The 23,586-nt window shown below is 58.4% G+C and carries 25 protein-coding genes; 11 read left to right on the forward strand and 14 right to left on the reverse strand.

What is annotated here, in order from left to right:
- Positions 1-354: 354 nt before the first annotated feature.
- The 6 genes from V9G17_08810 (at position 355) to V9G17_08835 (ending at position 4,323) form a co-directional block, all read left to right on the forward strand.
- On the forward strand, positions 355-1,365 hold the full coding sequence (locus V9G17_08810) for a hypothetical protein (protein ID MEI2752690.1): 1,011 nt from the start codon (positions 355-357) through the stop codon (positions 1,363-1,365).
- On the forward strand, positions 1,365-1,922 hold the full coding sequence (locus tag V9G17_08815) for a hypothetical protein (protein ID MEI2752691.1): 558 nt from the start codon (positions 1,365-1,367) through the stop codon (positions 1,920-1,922). The genes V9G17_08810 and V9G17_08815 overlap by 1 nt, the downstream gene beginning before the upstream one ends.
- A gap of 72 nt (positions 1,923-1,994) precedes the next feature.
- Entirely contained in the window at positions 1,995-3,248 is a 1,254-nt protein-coding gene (locus V9G17_08820) for a hypothetical protein (GenBank protein MEI2752692.1), read from the forward strand.
- Between the two features lie 161 nt (positions 3,249-3,409).
- Positions 3,410-3,607 carry a hypothetical protein gene (locus V9G17_08825; protein MEI2752693.1) on the forward strand — a complete coding sequence of 66 codons (198 nt, stop codon included), beginning with the start codon at positions 3,410-3,412 and terminating at the stop codon, positions 3,605-3,607.
- Positions 3,586-4,122 carry a nucleotidyl transferase AbiEii/AbiGii toxin family protein gene (locus V9G17_08830; protein MEI2752694.1) on the forward strand — a complete coding sequence of 179 codons (537 nt, stop codon included), beginning with the start codon at positions 3,586-3,588 and terminating at the stop codon, positions 4,120-4,122. Before V9G17_08825 ends, V9G17_08830 begins: the two co-directional genes overlap by 22 nt.
- Before the next feature lie 21 nt (positions 4,123-4,143).
- Positions 4,144-4,323, forward strand: coding sequence for a hypothetical protein (locus tag V9G17_08835; GenBank protein MEI2752695.1), 180 nt, complete (start codon positions 4,144-4,146; stop codon positions 4,321-4,323).
- Positions 4,324-4,439: 116 nt separating this feature from the next.
- On the opposite strand, the gene V9G17_08840 is transcribed toward V9G17_08835, so the two are convergent.
- The 4 genes from V9G17_08840 to V9G17_08855 form a co-directional block, all read right to left on the reverse strand.
- Positions 4,440-5,132, reverse strand: coding sequence for an alpha/beta hydrolase (locus tag V9G17_08840; GenBank protein MEI2752696.1), 693 nt, complete (start codon positions 5,130-5,132; stop codon positions 4,440-4,442).
- A gap of 352 nt (positions 5,133-5,484) precedes the next feature.
- Positions 5,485-6,039, reverse strand: a complete 555-nt coding sequence (locus V9G17_08845; protein MEI2752697.1) for a metallopeptidase family protein — start codon at positions 6,037-6,039, stop codon at positions 5,485-5,487.
- A 4-nt stretch (positions 6,040-6,043) separates the two neighbouring features.
- Complete coding sequence (gene polA, locus V9G17_08850; GenBank protein MEI2752698.1) at positions 6,044-8,689, reverse strand: DNA polymerase I; 2,646 nt, start codon at positions 8,687-8,689, stop codon at positions 6,044-6,046.
- A gap of 58 nt (positions 8,690-8,747) precedes the next feature.
- A complete protein-coding gene (locus V9G17_08855; GenBank protein ID MEI2752699.1) occupies positions 8,748-9,179 on the reverse strand; it encodes a PGPGW domain-containing protein in 432 nt (143 codons plus the stop codon).
- A gap of 243 nt (positions 9,180-9,422) precedes the next feature.
- On the opposite strand from V9G17_08855, the gene V9G17_08860 reads away from it, so the two are divergent.
- Both V9G17_08860 and V9G17_08865 read left to right on the forward strand, forming a co-directional pair.
- Positions 9,423-9,668, forward strand: a complete 246-nt coding sequence (locus V9G17_08860) for a hypothetical protein (protein ID MEI2752700.1) — start codon at positions 9,423-9,425, stop codon at positions 9,666-9,668.
- A gap of 5 nt (positions 9,669-9,673) precedes the next feature.
- Positions 9,674-10,093 (forward strand): hypothetical protein, encoded by a 420-nt coding sequence (locus V9G17_08865; GenBank protein MEI2752701.1) that lies wholly within the window; start codon positions 9,674-9,676, stop codon positions 10,091-10,093.
- 127 nt (positions 10,094-10,220) lie between these two features.
- Here V9G17_08865 and V9G17_08870 read toward each other — a convergent pair whose 3' ends face one another.
- The 7 genes from V9G17_08870 to V9G17_08900 form a co-directional block, all read right to left on the reverse strand.
- Positions 10,221-10,940: an outer membrane beta-barrel protein gene (locus V9G17_08870; GenBank protein MEI2752702.1), complete on the reverse strand. Its 720-nt coding sequence runs from the start codon at positions 10,938-10,940 to the stop codon at positions 10,221-10,223.
- Between the two features lie 181 nt (positions 10,941-11,121).
- Positions 11,122-11,934, reverse strand: coding sequence for a mechanosensitive ion channel family protein (locus V9G17_08875; protein MEI2752703.1), 813 nt, complete (start codon positions 11,932-11,934; stop codon positions 11,122-11,124).
- A gap of 167 nt (positions 11,935-12,101) precedes the next feature.
- Positions 12,102-12,761, reverse strand: a complete 660-nt coding sequence (nth, locus tag V9G17_08880) for an endonuclease III (protein ID MEI2752704.1) — start codon at positions 12,759-12,761, stop codon at positions 12,102-12,104.
- A 71-nt stretch (positions 12,762-12,832) separates the two neighbouring features.
- Positions 12,833-13,027: a 30S ribosomal protein S21 gene (rpsU, locus tag V9G17_08885; GenBank protein ID MEI2752705.1), complete on the reverse strand. Its 195-nt coding sequence runs from the start codon at positions 13,025-13,027 to the stop codon at positions 12,833-12,835.
- Between the two features lie 23 nt (positions 13,028-13,050).
- The gene (ftcD, locus tag V9G17_08890) at positions 13,051-14,613 is read right to left on the reverse strand and encodes a glutamate formimidoyltransferase (protein MEI2752706.1); all 1,563 of its coding nucleotides are present in this window, start codon (positions 14,611-14,613) and stop codon (positions 13,051-13,053) included.
- A gap of 139 nt (positions 14,614-14,752) precedes the next feature.
- Positions 14,753-14,998, reverse strand: a complete 246-nt coding sequence (locus V9G17_08895; protein MEI2752707.1) for a sulfurtransferase TusA family protein — start codon at positions 14,996-14,998, stop codon at positions 14,753-14,755.
- A gap of 21 nt (positions 14,999-15,019) precedes the next feature.
- The gene (locus V9G17_08900) at positions 15,020-15,550 is read right to left on the reverse strand and encodes a DsrE/DsrF/DrsH-like family protein (GenBank protein ID MEI2752708.1); all 531 of its coding nucleotides are present in this window, start codon (positions 15,548-15,550) and stop codon (positions 15,020-15,022) included.
- A 255-nt stretch (positions 15,551-15,805) separates the two neighbouring features.
- On the opposite strand from V9G17_08900, the gene V9G17_08905 reads away from it, so the two are divergent.
- Positions 15,806-16,894, forward strand: coding sequence for an aromatic ring-hydroxylating dioxygenase subunit alpha (locus V9G17_08905; protein ID MEI2752709.1), 1,089 nt, complete (start codon positions 15,806-15,808; stop codon positions 16,892-16,894).
- Positions 16,895-16,903: 9 nt separating this feature from the next.
- Here the strand turns inward: V9G17_08905 and V9G17_08910 are convergent, their stop codons facing one another.
- Positions 16,904-18,928, reverse strand: a complete 2,025-nt coding sequence (locus V9G17_08910; protein MEI2752710.1) for a cation:proton antiporter — start codon at positions 18,926-18,928, stop codon at positions 16,904-16,906.
- A gap of 165 nt (positions 18,929-19,093) precedes the next feature.
- On the opposite strand from V9G17_08910, the gene V9G17_08915 reads away from it, so the two are divergent.
- Positions 19,094-19,807 (forward strand): HAD family phosphatase, encoded by a 714-nt coding sequence (locus tag V9G17_08915; protein ID MEI2752711.1) that lies wholly within the window; start codon positions 19,094-19,096, stop codon positions 19,805-19,807.
- A 25-nt stretch (positions 19,808-19,832) separates the two neighbouring features.
- On the opposite strand, the gene V9G17_08920 is transcribed toward V9G17_08915, so the two are convergent.
- Entirely contained in the window at positions 19,833-20,228 is a 396-nt protein-coding gene (locus V9G17_08920) for a hypothetical protein (protein ID MEI2752712.1), read from the reverse strand.
- 243 nt (positions 20,229-20,471) lie between these two features.
- On the opposite strand from V9G17_08920, the gene V9G17_08925 reads away from it, so the two are divergent.
- Positions 20,472-21,254, forward strand: coding sequence for a polysaccharide deacetylase family protein (locus V9G17_08925; GenBank protein ID MEI2752713.1), 783 nt, complete (start codon positions 20,472-20,474; stop codon positions 21,252-21,254).
- 12 nt (positions 21,255-21,266) lie between these two features.
- On the opposite strand, the gene V9G17_08930 is transcribed toward V9G17_08925, so the two are convergent.
- Entirely contained in the window at positions 21,267-23,444 is a 2,178-nt protein-coding gene (locus tag V9G17_08930; GenBank protein ID MEI2752714.1) for an SUMF1/EgtB/PvdO family nonheme iron enzyme, read from the reverse strand.
- Positions 23,445-23,586: the final 142 nt, after the last annotated feature.

Consider the following 23,586-nt stretch of genomic DNA (forward strand, 5'->3'; position numbering starts at 1 on the left):
TGCCCCACCATACGACCCTTCGAGAAGTGAAGAGAAAATACCTTAGCATGCTGTTTTCCGCGAAGGCAAGGCGCGAACCCCGCCACTCATGGCGCCCGAGGGGGATCGATGGTATCCTGACCCAGTCGGGCCAACTGCTCGACTCCCCTACTCAAACAGACACACCGCGGTGGTGAGGCGATGCCCCAAAACCGTTTCGACAGCGGCCCGCGTTTCATCCCCGACACCTCCACACGAGCGCGGTCCATCCGCCTTTTTCTCGGCCTCCTTTGCATCACTCTCTCCCTGTTCCTCACCTGTCCGACCCCAAGCCAAGCCGAAGTTCGACTCGTCACCGGAACTGGCGAACATCGAATGAACGATCATGAAACCAAATCAGATGGGATCAGACTGGCCACCGAGCAGGCCAAGAGACAGGCGTTGGAACAGGTCGCCTCGTATCTGGAAAGCGTCACGGTCGTGCGGGATCTGGATGTCACCCGGGATGAACTCCGCAGCTACACCGCCGGAATGGTGCTCATTCTCGATCAACACGTCACGACCACGTTGGATGGGGAGTTCGTCATGGTCCGTGTCGATCTCACCGCACAGGTGGACACCGACGAGGTCGCCCGGGCCATTGCGACCTTACGCCAGAACGAGGATGCGCGTGAGCAGTTACTTGCGCTCAGACGGGATGTGGAATCGTTGCAACAGGAACTCGACGCAGCGAACGACGCCCTCGCCGCAGCCAGCTCGCCTGAACAGGTCCAAGCACTGAGCCATGACCGGAACGACTTGCTCAACCGCGCGGAGTCTGATGCGATGGTCGCGCAAGCCTGGACCGACTGGGTGTTACTCGCTCCATTCGCGCACCCCTCTCCATCGACGACCGGCCTCGCGCAAATTTACGCCTTGCTTGGGATAGCAAGTCGGCTGAACCCCGACAATCCGCACCTGGCCATCGCGCAACAGACCGTGGGGGCCCAAACCCCACCGGCCCCGCCGCAACCTCCGCGGCCGCCCGTGCCCCATACCGTTCCCTTCTTGCCGGGCTATGCCGTCGTCCCGCAGCAACCGGCCCAACCAGGCGCAATTCAAGTACCAGCACAGCCTGGAACACCACCACCGCAGGGCAGCCGCGGCACGATGCCGACCTATCGGCAAGTCCCGCCGCCAAACGGCCGACCGACAACGCGCACACTCCATACCTATCGATCGGGAGTCGACCAGACCGCGCCTGCTGCGGAACAACCATCAAGCGGTGCCCCTCGCGAAACCCCACCGTCCATCATCTACCAGGCACCGAAGAAACCGGTGGCCGTCCCACCCCAACCCTCACAAATTGTTCCCAATAAGGGAAACAACCAGGGAGGAACGCCGTAATGTCACTGAGCGCCGGACCCCTTCGAGCAGGATGGTGGCCTCTCTGTGCGCTGCTGCTTGCATCACCAACGCTGGCTGCAGATCTGACGGCTCCCACTGTACGCGGCCACGCCGACCAGACCTTCCAATACCTCCACACACGAGAGCAGGGGGAAGCGCCGACGAGCACAGCCCAAGCCACCCTAGCGCAAGCCATATCCAGCCCGGAGGAACTACTGACCGGCCAGGGACAGGGCGACTTGAGCAAAGGCACACTCGTCTGCCAACGTGTCTCCGAGCTCGCCGCCCGAGCTGATATCGCCAAACAAATTCGAGTGCTCGTGAAGGAACATGCCACCGATCGCCTGCGTGAACGCACCGGTCGTGAGGCCGAGCAAGACATCGAGGTCGTGCGGGAGGAAATCGTGCAGGAATATCTGCAGGGTGTCAGAATCGTGGAACGCCGCACCGATGACGCAGCGAAAACCTGTTCTGCCACCGCCGTCATGCCCAAGCCCCGCCCACCTGCGCCGACGTCCACGAGCTCACGCACGCCCGATACAGCCGCGCATCGTTGAACCTCCTTCCGGATCGAATCTGCAGCTCCTCCATTGAACTTCGCGCTCCGTTTCGGGTAAGACAATCTTCCCATGCCTATTGAAAACAATTTTCAGCACGACGAACTCTCCCGCAAAAATCCGGGCGACCGGCTGACCTACGCGGACTGGACCACGCCGCCCGACACCGACTCCCCGGCCTGGCAGGACGCCATGAGCCAGCTCGGGCAGAAGCTGTCACAAGCCGGTGTGCGGCTGATCATGTTTCTGCATGGCGCCATTCCTGGGACCGATGTGTTTGGTCTGGGACGGCTCGATGAAGTGGGCGGGCTCAAGCGAGGCTATTCACGCGGCATTTCAGGGCTAGATTCGCTCCTCTCGTTCATGCGGGAAGGCACGAATGGCATCACCCCGCTGCCGGGCGGCATGAAACCGCCGCTAGCCAACGATGACGCCACAAAAACCCTGCTCGACAGCCAGATCGGCGACGCGGGAAACTTTACGACCACCACGGTCGACCAATGCCGGAAAGCCTTGAATCAGAAACTGGCCACACCCATCGCCTGTATCCGGGAACTTTGGTCCAGCGAACACCATCACCTCGGCCGCGCTCTGGCCGCCTGCCGACTGTTGGACCGCTTGCGCGTCCTCGTCGGCGAGCAGCATCTGGGCCCCGGCGACCGTATCCTGATTCAAGCCCATGGCCAAGCCGGCCTCGTCCTTGCGCTGGCCTCCAATCTCCTCTGCCCATCGCCGATCACGGGACGGAAGACCCTCTTCGATCTTCTGCTCGCCGCAAATCCACCCGCGCCGGATGCGCAGGCCATTCAGCGCATCGACCCGTTATTGACCAATGGCACCTTGCTCAATGGCGTGGCCCTCGATATCGTGACCTTCGGCACGCCGGTGCGGTACGGTTGGGATCCATCCGGCATCGGCAAACTGCTTCACATCGTGAACCATCGCAATTTGCGCACAGATGGAAAAACCTGGCTGTCCAAAATGGACCTGCCGCAGATCACCGTCGAAATGCCGATTGCCTGGGGCGGGGACTACGTGCAGGAACTGGCCGTGGCCGGCAGCGATGCGCTCCCCGCTGAGAATGCCAAAGCCGCCAATAAGGCGGTGTGGGAATTGCTGGAACCCTACGATGGTTTTGAGCGCTGGGTGGAATGTGCCCGACGCGCCGGACGGTTCCCGAGCGAAGGCCAGTGCCTGCTGGTGGATTATAAAGACTGCACCAGCTCAACCAATATCCGCGACCACTACTACGGCCACGCGGCCTACACCCGCACCAACGCGATGCTCTTCAACTTCGATCAGATCGTCAGTCGGCTGTATTCCTGATCCTGAATTTTGGCCGCGCCAGGCAATTGGGACCCCACATCGATCTGGTCCCGCCCTTTTCCAGTGAGGGAACATCGGCAGAGCGCGCCTTCCTGCTTGCTCCCGACCGGATCGTCGAGTAGACTCTTCTTCAGCGACCGCGCTTCCTCGGAGCCTGGGTTATGTCACCATCGTCCCCATCCGCAGACGACATACGTATTGCCGACAATTTGCGCCGCACGGTCGAACTGACGGAGTTGGGGCTGGCCTTGCGCCGAGCCGTCATCGAACAACGGAATGGACCGGGCGAGGGAATCTCGCAGGTCATGCACGAAATTCGACTGGCCAAAGAGCAGGCATGGCGGCAGAGCCAATCCTAGTCCAAGCATTCTCCGACCTCATTACCGATTTCAACCGACGCGGCGTCGCCTACGCGCTCGCCGGAGGCTGGGCCTACAGCGCCTTGGTGGAGCCTCGAGCCACCACGGACATCGACCTCCTCATTCTGCTGGATCCGCCTTCACGCGAACAGATGCAGGCGCTCGTCTCATCCCTTTTCGACTCCACCATCATCCATCCGAGCCCTATGATCTTTCAGGGGATCTCGATTTGGCGCATTGTCGGAATCCGCTCCGGGCAGGAAGTCGTGATCGATTTCCTCCTGGCAGACTCGACCTATCTTCGAACCGCATTGGAGAGGAGACAGACGGTCCCATTTGGCACGCTCCAAGTCCCTATGCTGTCGATCGAGGATCTCGTCATCCTCAAAATGGTGGCAGGGCGACTCCAGGACCGCGCTGACTTAGAAAAAATTCGCGCGCGCCAGGCCGATTTACGGATCAATTGGTCGTATGTTGACCGCTGGAAAACGACGCTCGGACTTGTCGACCGTTAGATCGGCAGGACTTTACGAAGTATGGTGGAATTATTCGATCCTGGACGCATCCCGAGCAAAGGCCAGTGCCTGCTGGTGGATTATAAAGACTGCACCAGCTCAACCAATATCCGCGACCACTACTACGGCCACGCGGCCTACACCCGCACCAACGCGATGCTCTTCAACTTCGATCAGATCGTCAGTCGGCTGTATTCATAACCGGTTCATCAGCCATACAACATACCCCCGCACGAACTTGCCTCTTGGCACTGTGTTCCATAGATCGGTGAGTGCACTCTGTCCGCGAATTGCTAGACATCTCTGGGAGTGGACGCTCACGCTAAAGAGCGGGCTCCTTCGTCGATGAGCCCCGACACCTCGACCGACTTCGACGCCAACGACGCGTGGCTCGCTGCTAGGGTAAGGACCTTGCGGGCATTCATGCGTCCTGACATGTGCTTCTGATTATCTGGATGGATCATCCGGTCCTCACTGGACACCTGGTACCAGCACGGCTTCTTCTTCCACGCGGGCGCGGTGACTTTATCGCCGAACGTACTGGCCAGCGGCGCTTTCTGTGCCACCGCCATCACCAGGGCTTCGTCGGCCGTCAGATCCTGGCAGAAGCTCTCGTGGAACTTGTCTGCCTTGATCCACAGATAGCCATCGCTGTCGGGCGCAAGATTGGCGATCGCGGCCGGCGGCGTGGCTTGGCTGAGGCCGCCGGGGCTCTCGCCGGCGTCGGGCGCGAATGCGGCGATATAGACCAGGCCGACTACATTCGGAAGGTCACCCATCTCAGTAATAACCGCCCCACCGTATGAATGCCCGACCAGCAATACCGAACCCTGCTGCTGTGCCACCATCTTGCGTGTGCGCTCGGCATCGTCGGCCAAAGAGGTCAGAGCTAGTTCAACCGCGCGCAGCTTGTCGTATCCCTTGCGCGAGAGTTCGACGATCACCTTGTTCCAGTGTGCAGCACCACCCCAGAAACCGTGTACTAGGACGATTGTAGGTTTTGTACTCATCGTAGCTCTCCTTTTCTAGAGCGCACCTTCATTAAAATTGGCTCGAACCATTGCACTCAATTTCTGAAAGATAATGGGGGCGCCAGGGCCTCCGTCTTTGCTGAGATCGCATGAGGAGGCGATCAGAGTCAACCGTATCGCCGCGTCAGGCACACGAACGAATAAAAGGGGTCGAGATGAGCGGCCCCGGGTTTTGTGGACACCAGGTTAAGGGGCACTGATCCGTCGCTCGAACTCCAGCGGCGAGAGATAGCCCAGGCTCTGATGCAGCCGCTGGCGATCGTAGTGACGGCAAAGGTCTCTCGGCTCGCATCGCCCCGGGTGCGATACTGTCGTCTTTTTCACCATCCCGCTAATACGGCATCTCGTCATCGTCAAACCCAAAATGATGGCCGATCTCATGCACGACAGTATCGCGCACTTCCTGCACGACTTCTTTCTTGGTGCGACAAAGTCGGAGGATCGGCCCGCGATAGATGGAGATTTTGGCCGGCAGTTGTCCACCCGCCTGGAAGAAGGATTCTTTGTCGAGAGAGAGACCTTGATAGAGGCCGAGGAGATCTTCGTCTTCCTCCATCTCCAGGTCGGCGAGGACTTCGGGTGAGGGCTCTTCTTCCACCACCACGGCAACGTTGGTGATGAGTTTGGCATACTCGTCGGGCAGGCCGTCCAGCGCTTCTTGCACTAATGCCTGAAACTCCGGTTCGGGTATGGTCAATGTACGCTTTCGAGGCGGCATAGGCTGAACCGTATCGACTGACGCTCTGTACAACACCCGCGTTCGTTCAGGATGTTCAAACAGACTGGCCAGCAAGGCCGCAGGGAGGACGTCGACTGAGGCGTACCGCTTGAGTACGTCGCAGGAAGACGTGCGACTGAGAACGCCGCTGGCAGCCTGTTTCAACATCCTGCTACGGATGGGCGACTCGCCAGTTGCTCCCCACCCCCAGATCGACCTTGAGCGGAACCGACAGACCCAACGCCGCGCCGGTGGCTTCCATTTCGGTTTTCACAAGCTGCTTCGCCTGTTCCAATTCCTGGTCCGGCACTTCGAAAATCAACTCGTCATGCACTTGAAGGATCATCTTGCAGCGGGACAATTCGTTCTGGAGGCGTTGATGGACCTTAATCATGGCCACCTTGATCAGATCGGCGGCCGATCCTTGAATCGGGCTATTCACCGCCATGCGCTCGCCGACACCGCGCTGCGAGGGATCGCCACCCTGCAATTCCGGGATCGGGCGCCGGCGGCCGAGGATGGTCGTCGTATAGCCCTTGGTCTTGCCGTCGTCGATATTGCGATCCATCAACGTCCGCACGGCCGCAAAATTCTCGAAGAACGTCTCGATGTATTTCTTGGCATCGGCTTGCGACACACCGATGTTCGATGCGAGGCCGAACGGACTGATGCCATACACAATCCCGAACACCACGCTCTTCGCCGCGCGACGCATCTCCCGCGTGACTTCTCCTGCAGGCAGATTGAAAATCTCCATGGCCGTGGCCATGTGAATATCTTCTCCCTTCTCGAAGACCTGCAGCAGGCGAGGGTCTTGCGAGAGGTGAGCTAAAATGCGTGGTTCGACCTGGCTGTAGTCGGCGCAGAGCAATTGATAACCCGGCGGCGCGATGAAGGCTTCGCGGATGCGCAGGCCGTAATCGCCCTTCACCGGAATATTCTGCAAGTTGGGATCGGTCGAGGACAGTCGTCCCGTCGCCGCCACCGTCTGGTTCAGCGACGTATGGAGCCGTTTGGTGTCTGGATTCACCAACTGCGGCAGGGCATCGACATAGGTTGATTTAAGTTTCGTCAGCGTTCGATAGTTCAGGATCTGTGCCGGCAGGTCATGCTGCGAGGCGAGTTGCGTGAGGGTGTCTTCATCGGTGGAGTAGCCGGTCTTCGTTTTTCGGAGCGGCTTCAGGCCGAGGGTCTCAAAGAGTACTGTGGCGAGCTGCTTGGGCGACCCGATATTAAACTCGCCGCCGGCCAGATGGTAAATACTTCCCACCATCTGCTCCAGCTCACGCTCCAACTCTTTGCTCAAAACCTGCAGGCCCTCAACATCGAGCAAGAAGCCATTCCGTTCGATGTCGGCCAACACCGGCACGAGCGGCATCTCTACGTCTTGAAACAGCGCGAGGCTCCCCTGCTCCTTCAGCCGCTCACGAAGCATCGGTGCCACTTTCGCCGTCACAGCGGCCGCCTCGCCCGTTCGACGAACCAGCGCCTCATCCACATCGAACAGGGATTGCGGGCCCTTACTAGCATCGTCGCGCTCCCCCGCACCCAACTGATAAGTCAGCAGATCCATGGCGATGGCTTCCAACGTATGGGCCCGGCGATTCGGGTTCAACAGATAATCTGCCACCATCGTATCGAAATAAGGCCCCGGCATCTCGACACCCTGTCGATGAAGCGCCAACAGCAGCGGCTTGAGATCCTGCACGGCTTTCAGCTTGCTTCCATCGAGCAGGCACTCAACGAGTGGGCGTGGCCAGCCACGCGCCTCGCCCTGCACGAAGGCCGCGTGCTCATCTGACCGACCCAGCGCGCAGCCTTGAATATCAGCGCGCACACCCGGCTCACCGGTCAGGACGCAGGAGACGCCCAACATCGCATCTGCCGGTTGCTTCTTCAGAAACGCGTCCGCCGCTGCAGCATCGTGAATCTGTTCGACATCAGCCCCCAGCCGATTCTGTTCAGGCGTCTCTCCCTGAAAGGCCTTGGCCAGCGTCATAAACTCTAGTTCACGCAACAGGCTTACAAGCGTCTCCGTCTGCGGCGCTTTCGCTTGAAACTGGGCCGGGACAAATTCAAGCGGACAGTCCAGCTGAATCGTCGCGAGCTGCTTGCTCATCCGCGCCTGCTCACCCTGCTCCAACAACAAGTTCTTGGTTTTCGCCGGCGTGACTTCTTCGACCCGATTCAGCAATTCTTCGATGGTGCCGAATTGCGCGATCAGTTTCATCGCGGTCTTTTCACCGATACCTTTGACGCCGGGAATGTTGTCGCTGGCATCCCCCATCAGGCCCATGATTTCGACCACACGTGCCGGCTCCACGCCGAAGCGCACCTGCGAATCCGCTTCACCGAACCATTTATCTTTCACCGGATCGAAAATGCGCGTCTTGGGGGTGAGCAGTTGGAACATGTCCTTATCACTGGTGACGATCACGACGTCAAGACCCTCGACCTCCCCTTTCCGGGCCAGAGTGCCGATCAGATCGTCCGCCTCGTACCCCGCTTGTCTGATGACCGGCAAAGACAGGGCTTCCACCACGCGATGGATGTAGGGAATCTGCGCGCTCATACCTTGCGGCATGGGTGGCCGTTGCGCCTTATAGTCTTTAAATGCTTCATGACGATGAGTCGGCCCCTTTTCATCGAATACCACCGCCACATAGTCCGGCCGATGATCCCGTAGAACCTTCAACAACATCGTCGTGAACCCGTAGACGGCGTTCGTCTGCAGGCCTTTGGAATTGGAGAGCGGGGGCAGGGCAAAAAATGCCCGATAGATGTAGGCGCTCCCGTCGATGAGATAGAGTGTGGGCATAGCTGAAACAACGTAATCGATGGAGCCCCGTGCAGGGATCGAACCGACCGCGGCGCGCTCAGTCGGGCGCGATGATGAGCGGCGGTTTATCGAACTTGGCCCGCATGGCATTGATGGTGCTGAGGACGGTGGATTGCCCCACGATCTTGGCCTCCACCCTCCGCTTGCCGGGAAACTCAATCAGAGAGAGGCCGATCAACATCGTCAGCACGCCCTGTCCGGGCAGGAACAGCATGAGAAAACCCGCGAACAAAAAGATCGCGCCCACGACGTTCTTCACCACATGGCCGATCAGTCGAAGGACCGGATTATGGTTCTCCATCCAGGGGCGCGGAATGCGGACATCGAAATAGTCCGCCGGCAGCCGCATGAGAATGACGGGAATTGCGATCAAGGTCCCCACGAACATGAACACGGAGGAGACCGCAAACCAGATCAGCACATTCGCCGGCACGTAGGACTCGATCTGCGTGAGAACTTCGCTTATCACCGGCGCATCCTAGCATGGGGCTTCGCATGGCCGAAAGAGCAACGGAGGCAAGCCGGTTTACGTTGCCTACTCCGCCAGCTATAATTCCGGACCATGCTGTCCTTACGACCCCGCAGCGCACGACTTAGGAGAGCCTGCCTCCACACCTCCGGCCTGGCCGCTCTCGCATTCGCACTCTCCTTGTGCCCCGTTGTACTCGGCGGGCAAGCGGTTCGGGCAGCTGACAACGTCCCCGAATCAGACTTGCAGATCGACATCACCCGAATCGGGCTCGGCAAAGAAGTGGTGATTACCAAGGGCAGGAAAGAATGGTTCATGCGGGTGGAAGTGACACCGGAAAATTCCGTGGTGGTGCGGCAGGAAAAAGACGGGGAGCGCTACCTCCTCGACGAGAGCGAAATGCACGATCGCGCCATGACACCTACCGAAGTAGATGCGGCCATCACCGATTTTGTGAATAGCGTCAAAACCAGACAGAAAGTCCAATAGCCGCCATGGCCGACAAACCCAAGTTCGTTCTCTTCGCCCATAACGCCACGTACGACAAGCTGCATCAGGTCGCCACTCTGGGGCTCACCGCCGCCGCCATGGGCAAGGATGTAATCGTGGTGTTGCTGTTCTGGACGATTAAGAAACTCGCAGAAGGAAAGATCGACGACATCGATTTTCCGCCCGAATATGCGGCCTCGGCGGAACAGGTCGCCCGGCTTCTGAAGGAGAAGAAGGTCCCGAAGATCTCCGAGATGTTCCAGGAAGCCCGTCTCGTCGGGCAGTTTCGCCTCATCGCATGCAGCGCGGGCCTCGAATATATGGGGGTGGAAGCCGGCGCGGTGGAACGCAACGTGGACGAGGTACTCGGGCTCCCCTCCATTCTCTCGCTCACCGCGCAAGCGGAAACCAAATTGTTCATTTAGCGACTCGCCGGCGGCGGTGCAGACGCCTCGGAGCGTGACTATCTCACGCCCCCACGCCCATCCTTCAACCCAACCTTTTCGCGTCGGCCTCATGCTGTCGGCACAGGGTCACCGACGAGGAGGTGGACTAGAAGTGATAGCCGACCCCGAACGCAAAGATATTGACGAAATAGTTGGCATTGACGCCACCATAGGGCCCGCGCGGCTCGAGATGGAAACGAGTGTAGTTCACCTTCCATTCACCGAACAGCGCCACATGCTCCGTCAATCGATAGCGCAATCCCACCTGCGTGTTCAGACCCGGCCTGACATCGGCATCGGCATAACCGGGCTTCCCTGCCCCGTAGGACGGATGCGAGGACCGAATAAAAAAGATCCCAGGGCCGACGCCGACGTACGGTTCAAAAGCCCCCATCTGGTACCGCGCGACCAGATTGGCCGCCACCGTCGTAGCCTGAATATGCGCACCAGGCTGATTGTACTGAAACGTGCCGACACCGGGAGCCCGGTCGGTCACCACTTGCTGCTTCAAGTTCGGAGCGGAGGTAAATACTTCAGCTTCCACGCCCAACCAGGGCAGCGTCTCGAAATAGTACCCCACCTTGGCCCCGAGCATCAGCGAGTTGTCGAAATCGAGTCGGGACGAAATCGTCCCGTTCGGGATGCCAGTGACGGCTTGATCACCAGTCACCGGCGTATTGCGGGGATCTTTGATCATCGCATATCCCGCCTGCCCGGCCACATACCATTCGGCCTGACTGTCCACCGGAAATCCACTGCTCAACAGTTCCGCCGCCACCACAAGACACAGTGCCCATCCCAGGCTGCCTGTTGTTTTGATCAGCATACGTCTCCCCTCCCATCGGATCGAATGCCTCACTCATGAGACACTTCATGAGTATCACCTCTACTCATCCTGGGACAGAAGAGTTTGATTTTTTGAACAGTCGGATAACGCCACGGCGGCAGCCCGCAACCATCGTCGAAACAGATGCCGTCACCGGATGCAGCGCACGGCATCGCCCCGACTAATGCCGGGTTACCGCAACGTGCACCGGAGCCGGTGTCGGCCATCCGGCCGCCGTCGCCACGCGTTCGATCGCCCGATTGGTATCGAAAAACACCTGCCAGTAGTGTTTGTTGTCACAGTAGGGGCGGACGGCAAGGAGTGCTCCCGATGGCGTAAATCCGACCACGTCGATATCGGGCGGCGGGGTAGTCAACACATTGGGGATCGCGGAAATTTCACGCCTCATCTGCAAAACCGCCGATCCAGAATCGACGCCATGCGCCAACTGAGCCGATAAATCGACCCGGCGATAGGGATTTTGGCTGTAGTTCACAATATTGTCCGAGAAAATCTTATTGTTCCCGACGTACACGCGCACGTTGTCCCCGGTCTGAAGTGTGGTGGCAAACACCCCGATCTCCAGCACATCGCCAGTAACGCCGCCGGCAGTGATCATGTCACCGACTTTGAACGGACGAAGCACCATCAAAAACGCGCCCGCAGCGAAATTCGCCAACAAGCCGGACCACGCCGCACCGATGGCAATACCGGCCGCCGCCAAGAGTGCCGCGAAGGAGGTCGTTTCCACACCCATGACGCCCAGTATCGCGATGATCAGAGCGATACGCAGTGCGACCTTGACGACCGCCTCGGTATAGCGAGTCAGCGTCGGATCCACATTCCGCGCCCCCATTGCCTTAGACGTGAGTCCGCCGGCAAGCGTAATAACCCACCCCCCGATCACCCAGAGTGCAATAGCACCGAGCACCTTGCTCCCGAACGCAATCACATAAGTCATCAGCAGCTCGTTGTACTTGGACACGTTTTCCATGGATTCCTCCCGTGAAGGGCTACAGACTCGACTGGCATGTCATTCTACACGGAAGGTGCAGACTCGCAACTCCGTCAAACTTTGTAGTGAACTTTCAGGAGATCCGGCTCATGGGTTGACGTCGATCCGACGATCACCAATGTGCACCGGCTACTCCCTTCTCATGGCTAGCGGGAGTGCGTCACCCCAACTCGACCGCAATAGGCGGCGATCTTGCACTGGCTGCAGAATGGCGAGACCGGCTGACACAGGTGCTGCCCGTAGGGCACGAGCAGGTCGTTGAACGTAATCCAATACTTGCGGGGAAGCTTTTCGCGCAGTGCTGTTTCTGTCTCGTCGGGACTCTTGGTCTGCACATACCCCCATCGGTTGCTGATCCGATGGACATGAATATCGACGCAAATCCCGGGCTTCTCATACCCGACGGTCACCACCAGGTTGGCCGTCTTCCTCCCAACCCCCGGCAGAGTCAGCAATTCATCGATCTTGTCCGGAACCCGACCATGATACCGCTCAAGAAGTTGGCTACAAATCTGCTGAATTTGCTTGGCCTTCGTCCGATAGAAGCCGACGGGATAGATGGCGCGCTCCAAGACCGGGAGAGTCAGCCTCTGCATGACGGCCGGTGTGGACGCCAAGGCAAAGAGCCGCGCGCTGGCTTCGGCTGTGGTCTTGTCTTTGGTGCGTAGACTGAGGAGACAGGCAATCAATACAAGGAAGGGATCACGGCCTGACTGTCTAGCCACGACGCCGACAACCGGATCTGGCCAGCGGGAAATTTCCCGCTTGACCGTTCGGATGACGGCGTGGATCTCTTGCGCCTGCATGGATCTGCGGGAGTGGAGAACTCAACAGGGAGTGGTCGAACGAGTCGTCGGATGGAACGAGCGCCTGACGTCTATTCGGGCCGTCGCTTCGCGAGCCACTTCTGCCGACGACGTTGAGCTTCTCGCTCTTTCGCCTTCTTCCGAACGCTCGGCTTTTCGTAGTAGCGGCGGCGCTTCAGTTCTCGGAACAATCCTTCGCCCGCCAATTTCTTCTTGGCGACCTTCAGGGCTTTTTCGACGTTGTTATTGAAAACCTTAATTTCCATCGTCAGCTACCTTCGACTCTCTTTCACCGAAGTTTCAGAATATTCAACATGTTTTGCGCCCACGAATCGAAGGGCGGAGTGTAGCATAGCGATTTCGCATCCACAAGCATTTGTTCCACCGCTGAAAAACGCCCACGAATCGATGCAATAAGTAGCTGATTTGGTTGGATTTTCATGTTCTCTTCGATCATCCCAAGGCACCCGTCGATGACGGCATTGGCGAGTCCCAGCCCCATCTTCAGATCCGGCTGAAGCTCCGGTTTCGCTTGTGCCAAGAGACCACGTAGGAGCGGGATGAGCTCACAAGACACCTTCACAATTTCCAGCGGCTTTTCGATCGCCCCCAGCAAGTTCAACGAGAGTTGGAGCGGACGATCCGGATGGGTGATCGGAAGTTTTCTCGCCTGCAGCACCTGTGCATAGGCCTCTCGATCCGCTTCCGCTAGTTCGTGAAGGCGCGTGCGAATCTCAGCCAAGCGCGCCCCAACCGCGTGCGCACGATTCAGCTTGGCCACCATCATTCCCAACCCGGCCGCGAACGCCGCCGACTCAGCCCCCACGCTGCCCCCGGTCACCCCTTGAGATTCTGCCGCCTTCCCCGCCGCCACCCCGGTTTTCGTCGACACAGGCGATACCTCTTTGGATGGCTGCGACAGGCCCAGCCGCCCCATCGCCTCTCGGGATTCGGGGCGGTCCAATCGCGCCTCAAGCACCTGTCGCCCGTCGAATTGCGTGAGACAGAGCGTCTGCTGCGCCGTCTCCATGAGGGCCTGCTCTGGAACCAATCCGACGATCTCCGTGCCGGCCACTTCCACACCACGAGCCGTCGCTTCATGCTGCACCGCCGCAAACACGACATGGAGCGGGGTCTCTTCATGGTTCGTCAGATTCATCGATACTTGCACGAGTTGTTGGCTCGTCAGCTCCACACCGATCGCTTTGACGAACGGCAGCCCGCCACTCGACTGACGGACCGACTTGGCAATGGCCTTGGCAACCGAAAGATCGCGACTCTTCAAATTCACATTGAACGCAATCAGCGGCCACCGTGCTCCCACCACTGTGGCCCCGGCTGTCTGGTGCAGATGCGTCGGGCCGAAGTCCGGCGCCCACGCAGGATCGCTGGCCATCCGGTCGGCCAGTCCCTTCAATCCACCCTTCCGAATCCACTCCAACTGTATCCGCTCGGCGGTGGTCGCCGCCTGTTCATACAAGAACACCGGAATCTTGAGCTCATTCCCGATACGCTGGCCGACCATGCGAGCCAGTTGCACACACTCCTGCATACTGACGCCACGAATCGGTACGAACGGGATGACATCCGTCGCCCCGACGCGCGGATGTTCGCCGTGATGGGTTCGAAGATCGATCAACTGGGAAGCCCGTCGCACCATCTGAAAGGCCACCTCAGCCACGGCGTAGGGCCGACCGGCGAAGGTCACCACGGCCCGGTGATGGTCCGGGTCCTTCGTGTAATCCAGCAGGACAGCACCGGGCACTGAGCGGACCACTCCCGCTAACGCGTCGACGATTTCGGCGTTCCGTCCCTCGCTGAAATTCGGGACACATTCAACAACCTGGCTCACAACGTTCCCTCTCTCACCCAACCCGGCCCGCCCCGGTCCGTCCTGGAAGGCTGAGGCAATAAAAAAGCCGGAGGCTGGTAACCATGCCCTCCGGCGTTACTCACATGGTGGCCCCGCGGCCGCGCGCTTGTCGCCGCCCCTACTTGGTCTTCTTGACGAAGGCCTTATAGATCCGCTTGGACGCACTCTGTTCCTCTTCGAGCCCCACCATTTCGTGGCCGGTCGTCTCACACCAGGCCGGCATATCCTTTTTGATGCCTTCATCGTCCGACACGATTTCCAGCACCTGCCCCATCGTGAGTTCCTTGATCTTCTTCGAGGTCAAAATAATCGGCATCGGGCAAAAATACCCGAGCGTATCGAGTTTCACATCAGCCTGCATCATGCCGCCCCCTCAGCCCCTTGCTTATATGAACAGATTGACACTGCCCTGCTTGGCTTCGGCCAAATAGGTGGTCACCCCGGCGAATTGGTCGATTCCGTCGATCAACGTATCTTTCGTAATGCCCATCAATCCCATGGACGTCGTGCAGGCAATGAAGCGAACATCAAGGTCCAGCGCCATCTGCATCAACTCCGGCACGCCCGGCATACGATTCTGCTTCATCACCACCTGCATCATCTTCGTACCCAACCCCCAGAAATGAAAACGCGAGAGGGGCAACGTATCGGCTCCACCCTTGTTGAGGAACCCGAACATCCGACGCAGCAAGTCAGACGCTGAACTACTCGCGCCTTTCTTCCTGATCGTATTGAGGCCCCAGAACGTAAAAAATATCGTCACCTGCATCCCCATGGCTGCTGCGCCGGTGGCAATGATGAACGCAGCCATGGCCTTATCGAGATCTCCGCTGAGGAGCACGATCGTGACCCGATCCGTCTTCGACTCGCGAAGTTCCGCCAGCGCAGCCGTCGGCTCGATTTGTGCGGTTGTCATGAGGGCACCTCGTCTCTCGGGGTAGGGATATGGAGTCACCTGCGATGGAAATTAACTATAGTCTGCGCTTCTTTTTCTTGTCAAGAAATGGGCGGTCAAATAGGCAGTCAGAAGCGGGGGGGCGATCCAGATCGTGCCGTCTGCAGCCTTCGCCCTATGCCGCCGGTTGCTTGACCTGTTGCAGGCCCGCCGTTATAGTCCATTCGGTGACAAACGATCTCACTCAGCGAGACAAATCTGGCCACTGCCTTACTTATGAGCACAGACCTCATCACCGAACTCAAACCAAGTAAGAGCGCCCCGCTCTTCGGTTTCTGGTACCCAGCCAGCACGAGCACATCTCTGGCTGTCGGCCAAATGCAACCGCATGTGATGTTAGGACACCCGATTCTCATCTGCCGCGACAAGCACGGCAAGGTGGCGGCAATACGCGACATTTGCCCACATCGCGGCATGCCGCTCTCGTTCGGACACTTTGATGGAGAGCGTGTCGAGTGCGCCTATCACGGATGGCAGTTCGACACCTGCGGCCGCTGCCGCCATATTCCGGCACTCGTGGAAGGATCCCCGTTACAACCCGACAAGATCGGCATCACATCCTATCCCTGCCAGGATCAGGATGGGTACATCTGGGTGTTTCTCCCCGATCCACAGCAGCCGAAACAACCGGTTCCGGCACTCCCACGCCTCCCGTTGCCGTCCGAGCCCTATCGCATGATCCAGATCTCGACGATTTTAGACTGCACGATCGACGACGGCATCGTTGGCCTCATGGACCCGGCCCACGGCCCCTTCGTACATCAGAGTTCCTGGTGGCGGACCAAAGCCAGCATGCACGACAAAGCCAAGACCTTCGAGCCGATCCCCAATGGGTTCCGCATGGTTCCACATGCCCCCTCGAAGAACAGCGGGCCCTATAAGCTCCTCAACCGACTCTACGGCGGGCCCTTAACGACGACCATCGACTTCGTGCTCCCCAACCAACGCTTCGAGTTTGTGCAATGCGGCTCAATGTACGTCTCTTCGCGCGCCACGGTCACGCCCATCGGCGAGCAGCAATGCCGGATCGATTTTGCCGCCGCCTGGAACCTCCTCCCCTGGCTGCCCTTTGCCAAGCCCCTGTTCCGTTATTTTGCCAACATCTTCATGAAGCAGGACAAGCAAGCCATGGAGCGGCAAGCGGTGGGACTGAAATACAAACCGTCGCTCATGCTGATCGATGACGCTGATACGCCCGCCAAGTGGTACTACAAACTAAAGGCCGCCCATCTCACCGCCATCCAAACCGGACGTCCCTTAGACCATCCGCTGAAAGACCGCGTGACGCTTCGCTGGAGAAGTTAGCCGACAGCGCTAGTTGAGCTGGTGACTCGTGCCGTGATTGGGCTCATTTAAGAGCGCCATGGCGCGACGAATCTGGTCGCGGGATCCGAGCAACGTGACGACGTCTCCGGCTTGCAACCGCACGGTTTCAGCCGGATTCGACTGGGTGACCTGGCTGCGAGTCCAGGCGATCACCGACGCTCCGGTCCGCGGGCGAATGGACAATTCCGTCAACGACTTTCCCACCGCCGGAGCCTCGTCATCGATTCGGCACGTTTCCACCTCGACATCGGTCAACGTGCCTCCGCGGAGATGATGCGCCAACTCCGGCATCTCGCTCCGACGCAGCAACGCATACCCTTCTCGCCGGATTTGCTCCGCTTTTCGCGCCACAAATTCCTGCGGCAAACTGTAGGTACGCAGCACCAGGGCAAAGATTTCGATCGACGTCTCGAACTCTTCCGGAACCACATCATCCGCACCCAATTGATGCAATTCTTCCAATTCCCGCAAATATCGCGTTCGCACGACGATGTGGAGCTTTGGATTCAATCCTTTGGCCACTTTCACCGTTCTCCGAGCCGTGAACGGATCGGACAAGGCCACGACCAGCACTTTGGCATCGTCGATTTTCATATGCCGAAGCACATTGGCGTTCGACCCGTCGCCGTAGTAGATCGGCACGCCATGACGCGCCTCGCGGCGCACCGTTTCGCCGTCCAGATCGAGCGCTACGTGAGGGATCTCCGTTTCGCTCAAGACGCGGGCGAGGTTTCGACCATTGAGCCCGTATCCCACAATAATCACATGGTCCTTGATCCGGATCTGGGAACTCTCCGTGTGTTCCACGTGGGCGGCGGTGCGGGCCGGCATCCAGCCACGGACGCGTTGCATCGCTTCGATTCGCCGCCCCAGATGGGGCGCCCATTGCATCAAGAACGGCGTCACCACCATGGTCAACACCGACACCGCCAGAAACATTTGATACTGGTCCCCGGTGAACAAGCCGGCATCCTGCCCCTGTTGTGCCAGGATAAAACTAAACTCCCCGACTTGCGCAAGCGCCACCCCGACAAGCACCGATGACCTGGGCGGAGCCCCAGCCGCCACCATCGCCCCGCTCCCGGTGATCAGTTTTCCTACAATGACGGCCAACAACAGGCCTAACACAATGAAGGGATGCGCCAGCACCACCCGCAAGTCCATCAACACGCCGATCGATACGAAAAACAGGCTATTGAAACTGTCACGGAACGGCAGGACCTCGGCCAACGCCTGATGGCTGTATTCGGATTCCGAAATGACCAATCCGGCAATAAACGCACCGAGCGCGAGCGAGAGTCCCCCCAGCGACGTCAGCCAGGCAATACCGAGACAGAGCACGATGATGGAAAGCAAAAACAGCTCCCGGCTTCGACTCCGAACGATATGGCGCAGGAGTCGCGGGACGAGATACCAGGCCGCCGCGACGATCAATCCGACAACGACCGCCGCCTTGACCAACGTCATCAGGACTGTCCCCATCGCACTCCCGCTCGGAGTGCCGAGGATCGGCGTGACGAGCATCATCGGAACGACGGCCAGATCCTGGAAGATCAGAATCGCCACGGTGGCGCGACCGTGAAACGAATCACTTTCACCCTGCTCAGAAAGGGCCTTCAGGACAATGGCCGTGCTGCTTAATGAAAGGAGAAAACCCCAGAAAATCCCCTGTTGATACGAGAGGCCCACCGCCAAAGCCCCGAGCATCGCCAGGATAAGAACGCCCCCGGTTTGCACCGGCGCGGCAACCAGGAGAATGCGTCGGGCCGCGGCAAAGTGCGCGGAGGAAAATTCCATCCCGATCGTAAAGAGCAGCAACACAATCCCGATCTCAGCCAGGACCTGCACCTGTGAGACATCGGGGATCAAATGCAGCCCATGCGGGCCGATCAACGCACCAGCCACGAGGAACCCGGCGATCGACGGCAGGCGAAATTGATGAAACACGAAGACCACCGCGGTGGACACCGTATAAATCACCAGGAGATCGCCGAGAACTGCGTAGTCACTCATCGTGTCACGGGGTCCGTTTGTGGCTGGATCAGGCACGGTATGCTGCGTGCCGAACGCGCAGCATACCGTAGGGCTCTCCCCCGAACAAGCAGAACCGCTTGTTCGGGGGAGACCGGTCGGCTACAGTGACGCACCCACAGAGCAGATCAGAGTAGACGGCCTCCTATGCGCGCGATCATTTTCGACTTTAATGGCGTCATCGCCGATGACGAAACGCCCCACCTGCACTGCTTTCAGCAGGCGCTGGCGGAAGCGGGACTCCGCCTAAGTAAGGAGGAATACTACGGCACCTACCTGGGCATGGATGAACGAACCTGCACGGCGGCCTTATTGACGAGACGGGATGGGAACTGCGACTCCGAGATTCATGCGGAGATTATCGAACGAAAAGCCGGCTTGTTCCGAGAACATACCGCTCTGCGCAAACCGGCATTGTTTCCCTGGATCACCGGATTCGTGCAGCGCGCGGCTGGAGCGTACCGGCTGGCGATCGCGTCCGGCGGCCGACGGGAACAGATCCTTGCCGCACTCAGCGGCAGCACCATCGAACAGGCATTTGAGTTGATCGTGTCCGCGGATGACTGCGCCCTCGGCAAGCCGGACCCGGCGATCTATACATTCACGCTCAAGCAACTGAACGCCCACAGGCCACGGCCACCGTTGCTCAAGCCAAGCGAGTGCCTGGTGATCGAAGATTCTCGGGCAGGAGTGCTCGCAGGCCTGAAGGCGGGCATGCACGTCCTCGCAATCGAGACGACCTACCCGGCATCTCAACTCGTCGAGGCACACCTGGTCCTCCCGACCCTGGATGGAGTGGAACCGGCAGATCTCGCCCGTCGAATGTTCAAGGCACGCGATGAGAGCGGAGGGGTACACTGATACGGCACGAAACAATCGGCAGGACTTAAAACGGAATGCGAATGCCCATCTGAAATTCGTTCGGCATCATGCCCTTGCCCAACGAGTCGCCCGAGAGATTTTGCTGCGGAAGTCCCGGCCCCGGACCAAGAGCCCGATCCCGCTCCGTCATATATCCCCCACCGAAGCCAGCACCGACATAGGGAATGAGGGTCTGCTCGCGAACCTGCAAGCGACCACTCAACGTGGGCGTCTGCCGAAAGATGTCGACGCGCCTCTCATTCATGACCGGAGTCTGGGACCATGCGTTGGATGATTGGCTACGCATCTCACTCCACGTCGCTGTCTCGGTCGGCGGCGCTTCGGCCGACACAAGCCCCTGCCATGCGAGTAGCAACATCCCTGCGACGAGCCACGACCGAATCGCTCGATGTCTAGTCATGTCCACTGAAACCCTCATCATACAGCGGAGAACCTATGTTCTAATTTACTCCTTGCTCCAAGCTGCGACAAGTGGTGACGTAGCCGCCTATTTCCCTCAGCGCACTACTTCCCGAGCCGCTGCATACCTTCATGAATCTTGATTCCCCCGAATAGTCTGATTACTCTTACTGAAGCACAATCTCAATCCGCTTGCCGATGTAGAATGCACACGCCGGCAAGAACCCTGTCCATCGGAATCGCTATGGTCTGCCTGACCGGTAACGTGCGCCATCGATCCTATCGCAATGTCGACAGACCATATGCCCGAGACACCGAAGTGCAGTTGGCGCTGCGGTACTGCGAGATCGCCGCTCGACATCACGTGAAGGTCACGATGTTCATCACCGGGAAGGCCTGTATCGAAGAACAGAACGGGGTGGGCAACCTGAGCAGACAGGCCAACGCCGAGCTCGGCGGGCACACCTTCTGTGCCTTTCAATCAGTCCGGCATTGGCTCTCACGAACCCTCGGCGGATCGGCGCTGGGATCTGCCGCCATGCAACGCCGGGACATTGAGCAAACGATCGCCGCCATCCAGAGCGTCACAGGGAAACGGATCACGGTCTGGCGCAACCATGCCTCCCGCTCCGATGTCCGTACCTACCGACTGCTCGGGGACTGCGGCATCCGACTGGTATCGGATCGAATCACGGAACACACCACAGCCGTGGAACGCGTGAGTCAGGAACTGCTGTCACTTCCGATTAATACCCTGCCCGATCACGAACAGCTCCTGCACGGCAAGTACGCGGAGAGGCGCAGCGGCAGCGCAGCGGCACACGGACGACGGACGATTCAGGAATGGCGGGAAACTGTGGAGCAGCAAGTTCACACGATCGAGCAACTCGGGGGGATTGCCACCATCACCGCCCATCCCCTCTGCATGGACATCGCAGACCACATGCACGAATTTGAGCAACTCTGCCGGTTCTTATCGCACTACGAGACCAGGTGGGCGTCGGAGGTGATTCACCCGGGAGGCTAGCCTACACATGCGTTACAACTTCTCAACCGGGACTACACACCGAAACCCAATGGTCGCACATCGATCCAGACCCGGCCACATGAGCAGAAACTTCGCGGCAAAATTTGACGGTTGAGGGCCTCCATCCATATACCAATGAGAGCCTTTCGCCGTATAGTATGAACCGCCGCGTATCATACAGAACCGTGTGCGCCCATCCGTCCGTTCACTTTCGGTCCACTCCCACGTATTGCCGCACATATCATAGCACCCGAACGGAGATCGACCCTCTGGGAACGCCGTGACATTTGTAGTCGCACCGGTTTCGCCAGCGTTACATCGTCCCGGCTCCATCACCCCTCCCCAAGGATATTTCAATCCCGAAGCGCCCTGCGCAGCATATTGCCATTCTTCCTCGGTTGGAAGTTGCTTGCCAGCCCAGGTCGCATAGGCTCTTGCATCCTCCAAACCCACATACACCACTGGGTGTTCCTCCATGCCAACTGGTGGGGTTCGATTTGTCCAGTGCTTTAGAAAGTTCTTCGTATGCTGGGGCTGGTACCCTGAATCGCGCAAGAAGTCTGCATACTGAGCGTTCGTCACGGGCGTCAGATCGATTGCAAACCTGCTTAATGAGACAGCACGCTCGAACATGCGAAGTTTATGAAAGTTGGCATACAGCTCCTCTCGGGATATTTCGTTCCCATAGAAACCGCACTCTCGAACTCGCAATCTCACACGAAAGGTGAAGGACACGGCTGGAATCAGCACCATCCCAGAGGGAACCCTGACAATTGAATAGTCAGGGCGCTCTTTTCGACCCAGCAGATTAACGGCTCGGTGAGGCACCTCCATTCTCTCATCTATCTCTGAATGGCTGGCTTGTCTCATCTTAAGAAAAGCATTAAAGTCCGTGCCCAGGGCAGTCCGATTCCCTGCCACAAACCCAGCGATCCCACGTCGAGCAATGGTCCCTTCAAAGGTGACCATATCTCCATTAATCCGAGGGAATAATTCGCGTCCCTCAACTACATCAAAATACTGTCCATCCTTCACAACGGGAACATTCAGGATCGTTCCGGACATTGAACGATCTGCCCGGTTCACGACGGTCCAGAGCCTGACGCCAGATTCTTCCCAAAGGGTTGCGTATACGTCCGGGAGTTCCGTGGGGATGAGGGGGATCCAGCTCCCTCCCGTAAAAAGGGATGAAAATCGACGCTGGATGGACTGCAGTGCGCGGAGCATTGAACGGTCCCTGGCCGACCATCCTACCCATGAACCGAATACGTTTTCCCATATCACTATCCCGGCACCGTTCATCCACGCAGTATGAAGCTGAGGTATGTGGTCTCGGTTCCATCGAGCAGTTTGATGCATCATGTGGCGAGGCTCAAACCACTTGTTCCTCAACACTCCTGGCGCATGACTATCTTCAAAATGTTGAGCCCAAGACATGTGGTGATCCTGTATAGAGACAAGCGGCAGTTCGCCTTCTCCTTCAAGAACGAGCCCCGCCCGAACTTCATCCAAGGCTTGGCGGAGTCCGGCCGGTGCGACCGGCATCGTATCGAGATAAACCCCGTCTGCCTCAGTCAATTCAACCAATTCAGCCAGCAAAGCAACATCAGACAATGCCTCCCGGCGAGTCCCGACATCCCAAGGTTTATAGACAACGAACGCTCGTACCCCGAAGCGATGGCACTGTCGCACGACATCTCGTATGCCTTGCAATCCTCCAGGCATGTCCCGATAGAAATCGAATTGATTTCGATCATCAGCGCCAATACGAGGGTACGCATGCCACAGGATCAAATTGTCGAAACCACCAAAGTCAGACCGCGCCTGCTGGAGAAATTCTCTGACCCGGTATTGGCCCAGCTCATGATCAAAAAAAGTGGCGTCACACAACATCACGAAGCAACTGGATAGACTCGACTGTGCCCACGATGTTGATTCATCCCGGTATCGGACATCGTCATACTGCAACTCTTGTCTGGCCTGATCACGCCATTCAATCAATTGCTGGCGAAATCCTGGCCAGAGGTCAGGTGAGTCGGGAGCCAGGATCAATGGCTTGTGCCCATCTATTCGCGGTTCTATTGGCATTTGGGTGCCTACCGGACGAGGCATGCCAGAGTACAGCCATACCAGGAAACCAAACAGCAATCTGGAAAGTTGGCGACGGCTCACCCGGAAAGTGCCAGGCATGCGGGACTCATCATGGGCAGGAATGAATGAGAGTTTCTCTCTAAACCCAGCCCACTCTCAATGGAGTAGCGACCAGACGGGATGCCTACAATCCATCACATTAGCCAAATCTTCTCGCGACAATCTCAAACCAAACGATCGA

Origin of the sequence: Nitrospira sp. (genome assembly GCA_037045225.1) — a bacterium.
GTDB lineage: Bacteria > Nitrospirota > Nitrospiria > Nitrospirales > Nitrospiraceae > Nitrospira_A.

Excerpts from the sequence above, each read along its gene's own strand:
- V9G17_08815 (MEI2752691.1), top strand. The coding sequence starts at position 1,365 with ATGTCACTGAGCGCCGGACCCCTTCGAGCAGGATGGTGGCCTCTCTGT.
- V9G17_08870 (MEI2752702.1), bottom strand. The coding sequence starts at position 10,940 with ATGCTGATCAAAACAACAGGCAGCCTGGGATGGGCACTGTGTCTTGTG.
- V9G17_08910 (MEI2752710.1), bottom strand. The coding sequence starts at position 18,928 with ATGAGTGACTACGCAGTTCTCGGCGATCTCCTGGTGATTTATACGGTG.
- polA (MEI2752698.1), bottom strand. The coding sequence starts at position 8,689 with ATGCCCACACTCTATCTCATCGACGGGAGCGCCTACATCTATCGGGCA.
- V9G17_08895 (MEI2752707.1), bottom strand. The coding sequence starts at position 14,998 with ATGATGCAGGCTGATGTGAAACTCGATACGCTCGGGTATTTTTGCCCG.
- V9G17_08830 (MEI2752694.1), top strand. The coding sequence starts at position 3,586 with ATGGCGGCAGAGCCAATCCTAGTCCAAGCATTCTCCGACCTCATTACC.
- nth (MEI2752704.1), bottom strand. The coding sequence starts at position 12,761 with ATGCAGGCGCAAGAGATCCACGCCGTCATCCGAACGGTCAAGCGGGAA.
- V9G17_08820 (MEI2752692.1), top strand. The coding sequence starts at position 1,995 with ATGCCTATTGAAAACAATTTTCAGCACGACGAACTCTCCCGCAAAAAT.
- V9G17_08825 (MEI2752693.1), top strand. The coding sequence starts at position 3,410 with ATGTCACCATCGTCCCCATCCGCAGACGACATACGTATTGCCGACAAT.
- V9G17_08920 (MEI2752712.1), bottom strand. The coding sequence starts at position 20,228 with ATGACTAGACATCGAGCGATTCGGTCGTGGCTCGTCGCAGGGATGTTG.
- V9G17_08840 (MEI2752696.1), bottom strand. The coding sequence starts at position 5,132 with ATGAGTACAAAACCTACAATCGTCCTAGTACACGGTTTCTGGGGTGGT.
- V9G17_08810 (MEI2752690.1), top strand. The coding sequence starts at position 355 with ATGAACGATCATGAAACCAAATCAGATGGGATCAGACTGGCCACCGAG.
- V9G17_08915 (MEI2752711.1), top strand. The coding sequence starts at position 19,094 with ATGCGCGCGATCATTTTCGACTTTAATGGCGTCATCGCCGATGACGAA.
- V9G17_08930 (MEI2752714.1), bottom strand. The coding sequence starts at position 23,444 with ATGCCTGGCACTTTCCGGGTGAGCCGTCGCCAACTTTCCAGATTGCTG.
- rpsU (MEI2752705.1), bottom strand. The coding sequence starts at position 13,027 with ATGGAAATTAAGGTTTTCAATAACAACGTCGAAAAAGCCCTGAAGGTC.
- V9G17_08835 (MEI2752695.1), top strand. The coding sequence starts at position 4,144 with ATGGTGGAATTATTCGATCCTGGACGCATCCCGAGCAAAGGCCAGTGC.
- V9G17_08925 (MEI2752713.1), top strand. The coding sequence starts at position 20,472 with ATGGTCTGCCTGACCGGTAACGTGCGCCATCGATCCTATCGCAATGTC.
- V9G17_08845 (MEI2752697.1), bottom strand. The coding sequence starts at position 6,039 with ATGTTGAAACAGGCTGCCAGCGGCGTTCTCAGTCGCACGTCTTCCTGC.
- V9G17_08875 (MEI2752703.1), bottom strand. The coding sequence starts at position 11,934 with ATGGAAAACGTGTCCAAGTACAACGAGCTGCTGATGACTTATGTGATT.
- V9G17_08900 (MEI2752708.1), bottom strand. The coding sequence starts at position 15,550 with ATGACAACCGCACAAATCGAGCCGACGGCTGCGCTGGCGGAACTTCGC.
- V9G17_08905 (MEI2752709.1), top strand. The coding sequence starts at position 15,806 with ATGAGCACAGACCTCATCACCGAACTCAAACCAAGTAAGAGCGCCCCG.
- V9G17_08865 (MEI2752701.1), top strand. The coding sequence starts at position 9,674 with ATGGCCGACAAACCCAAGTTCGTTCTCTTCGCCCATAACGCCACGTAC.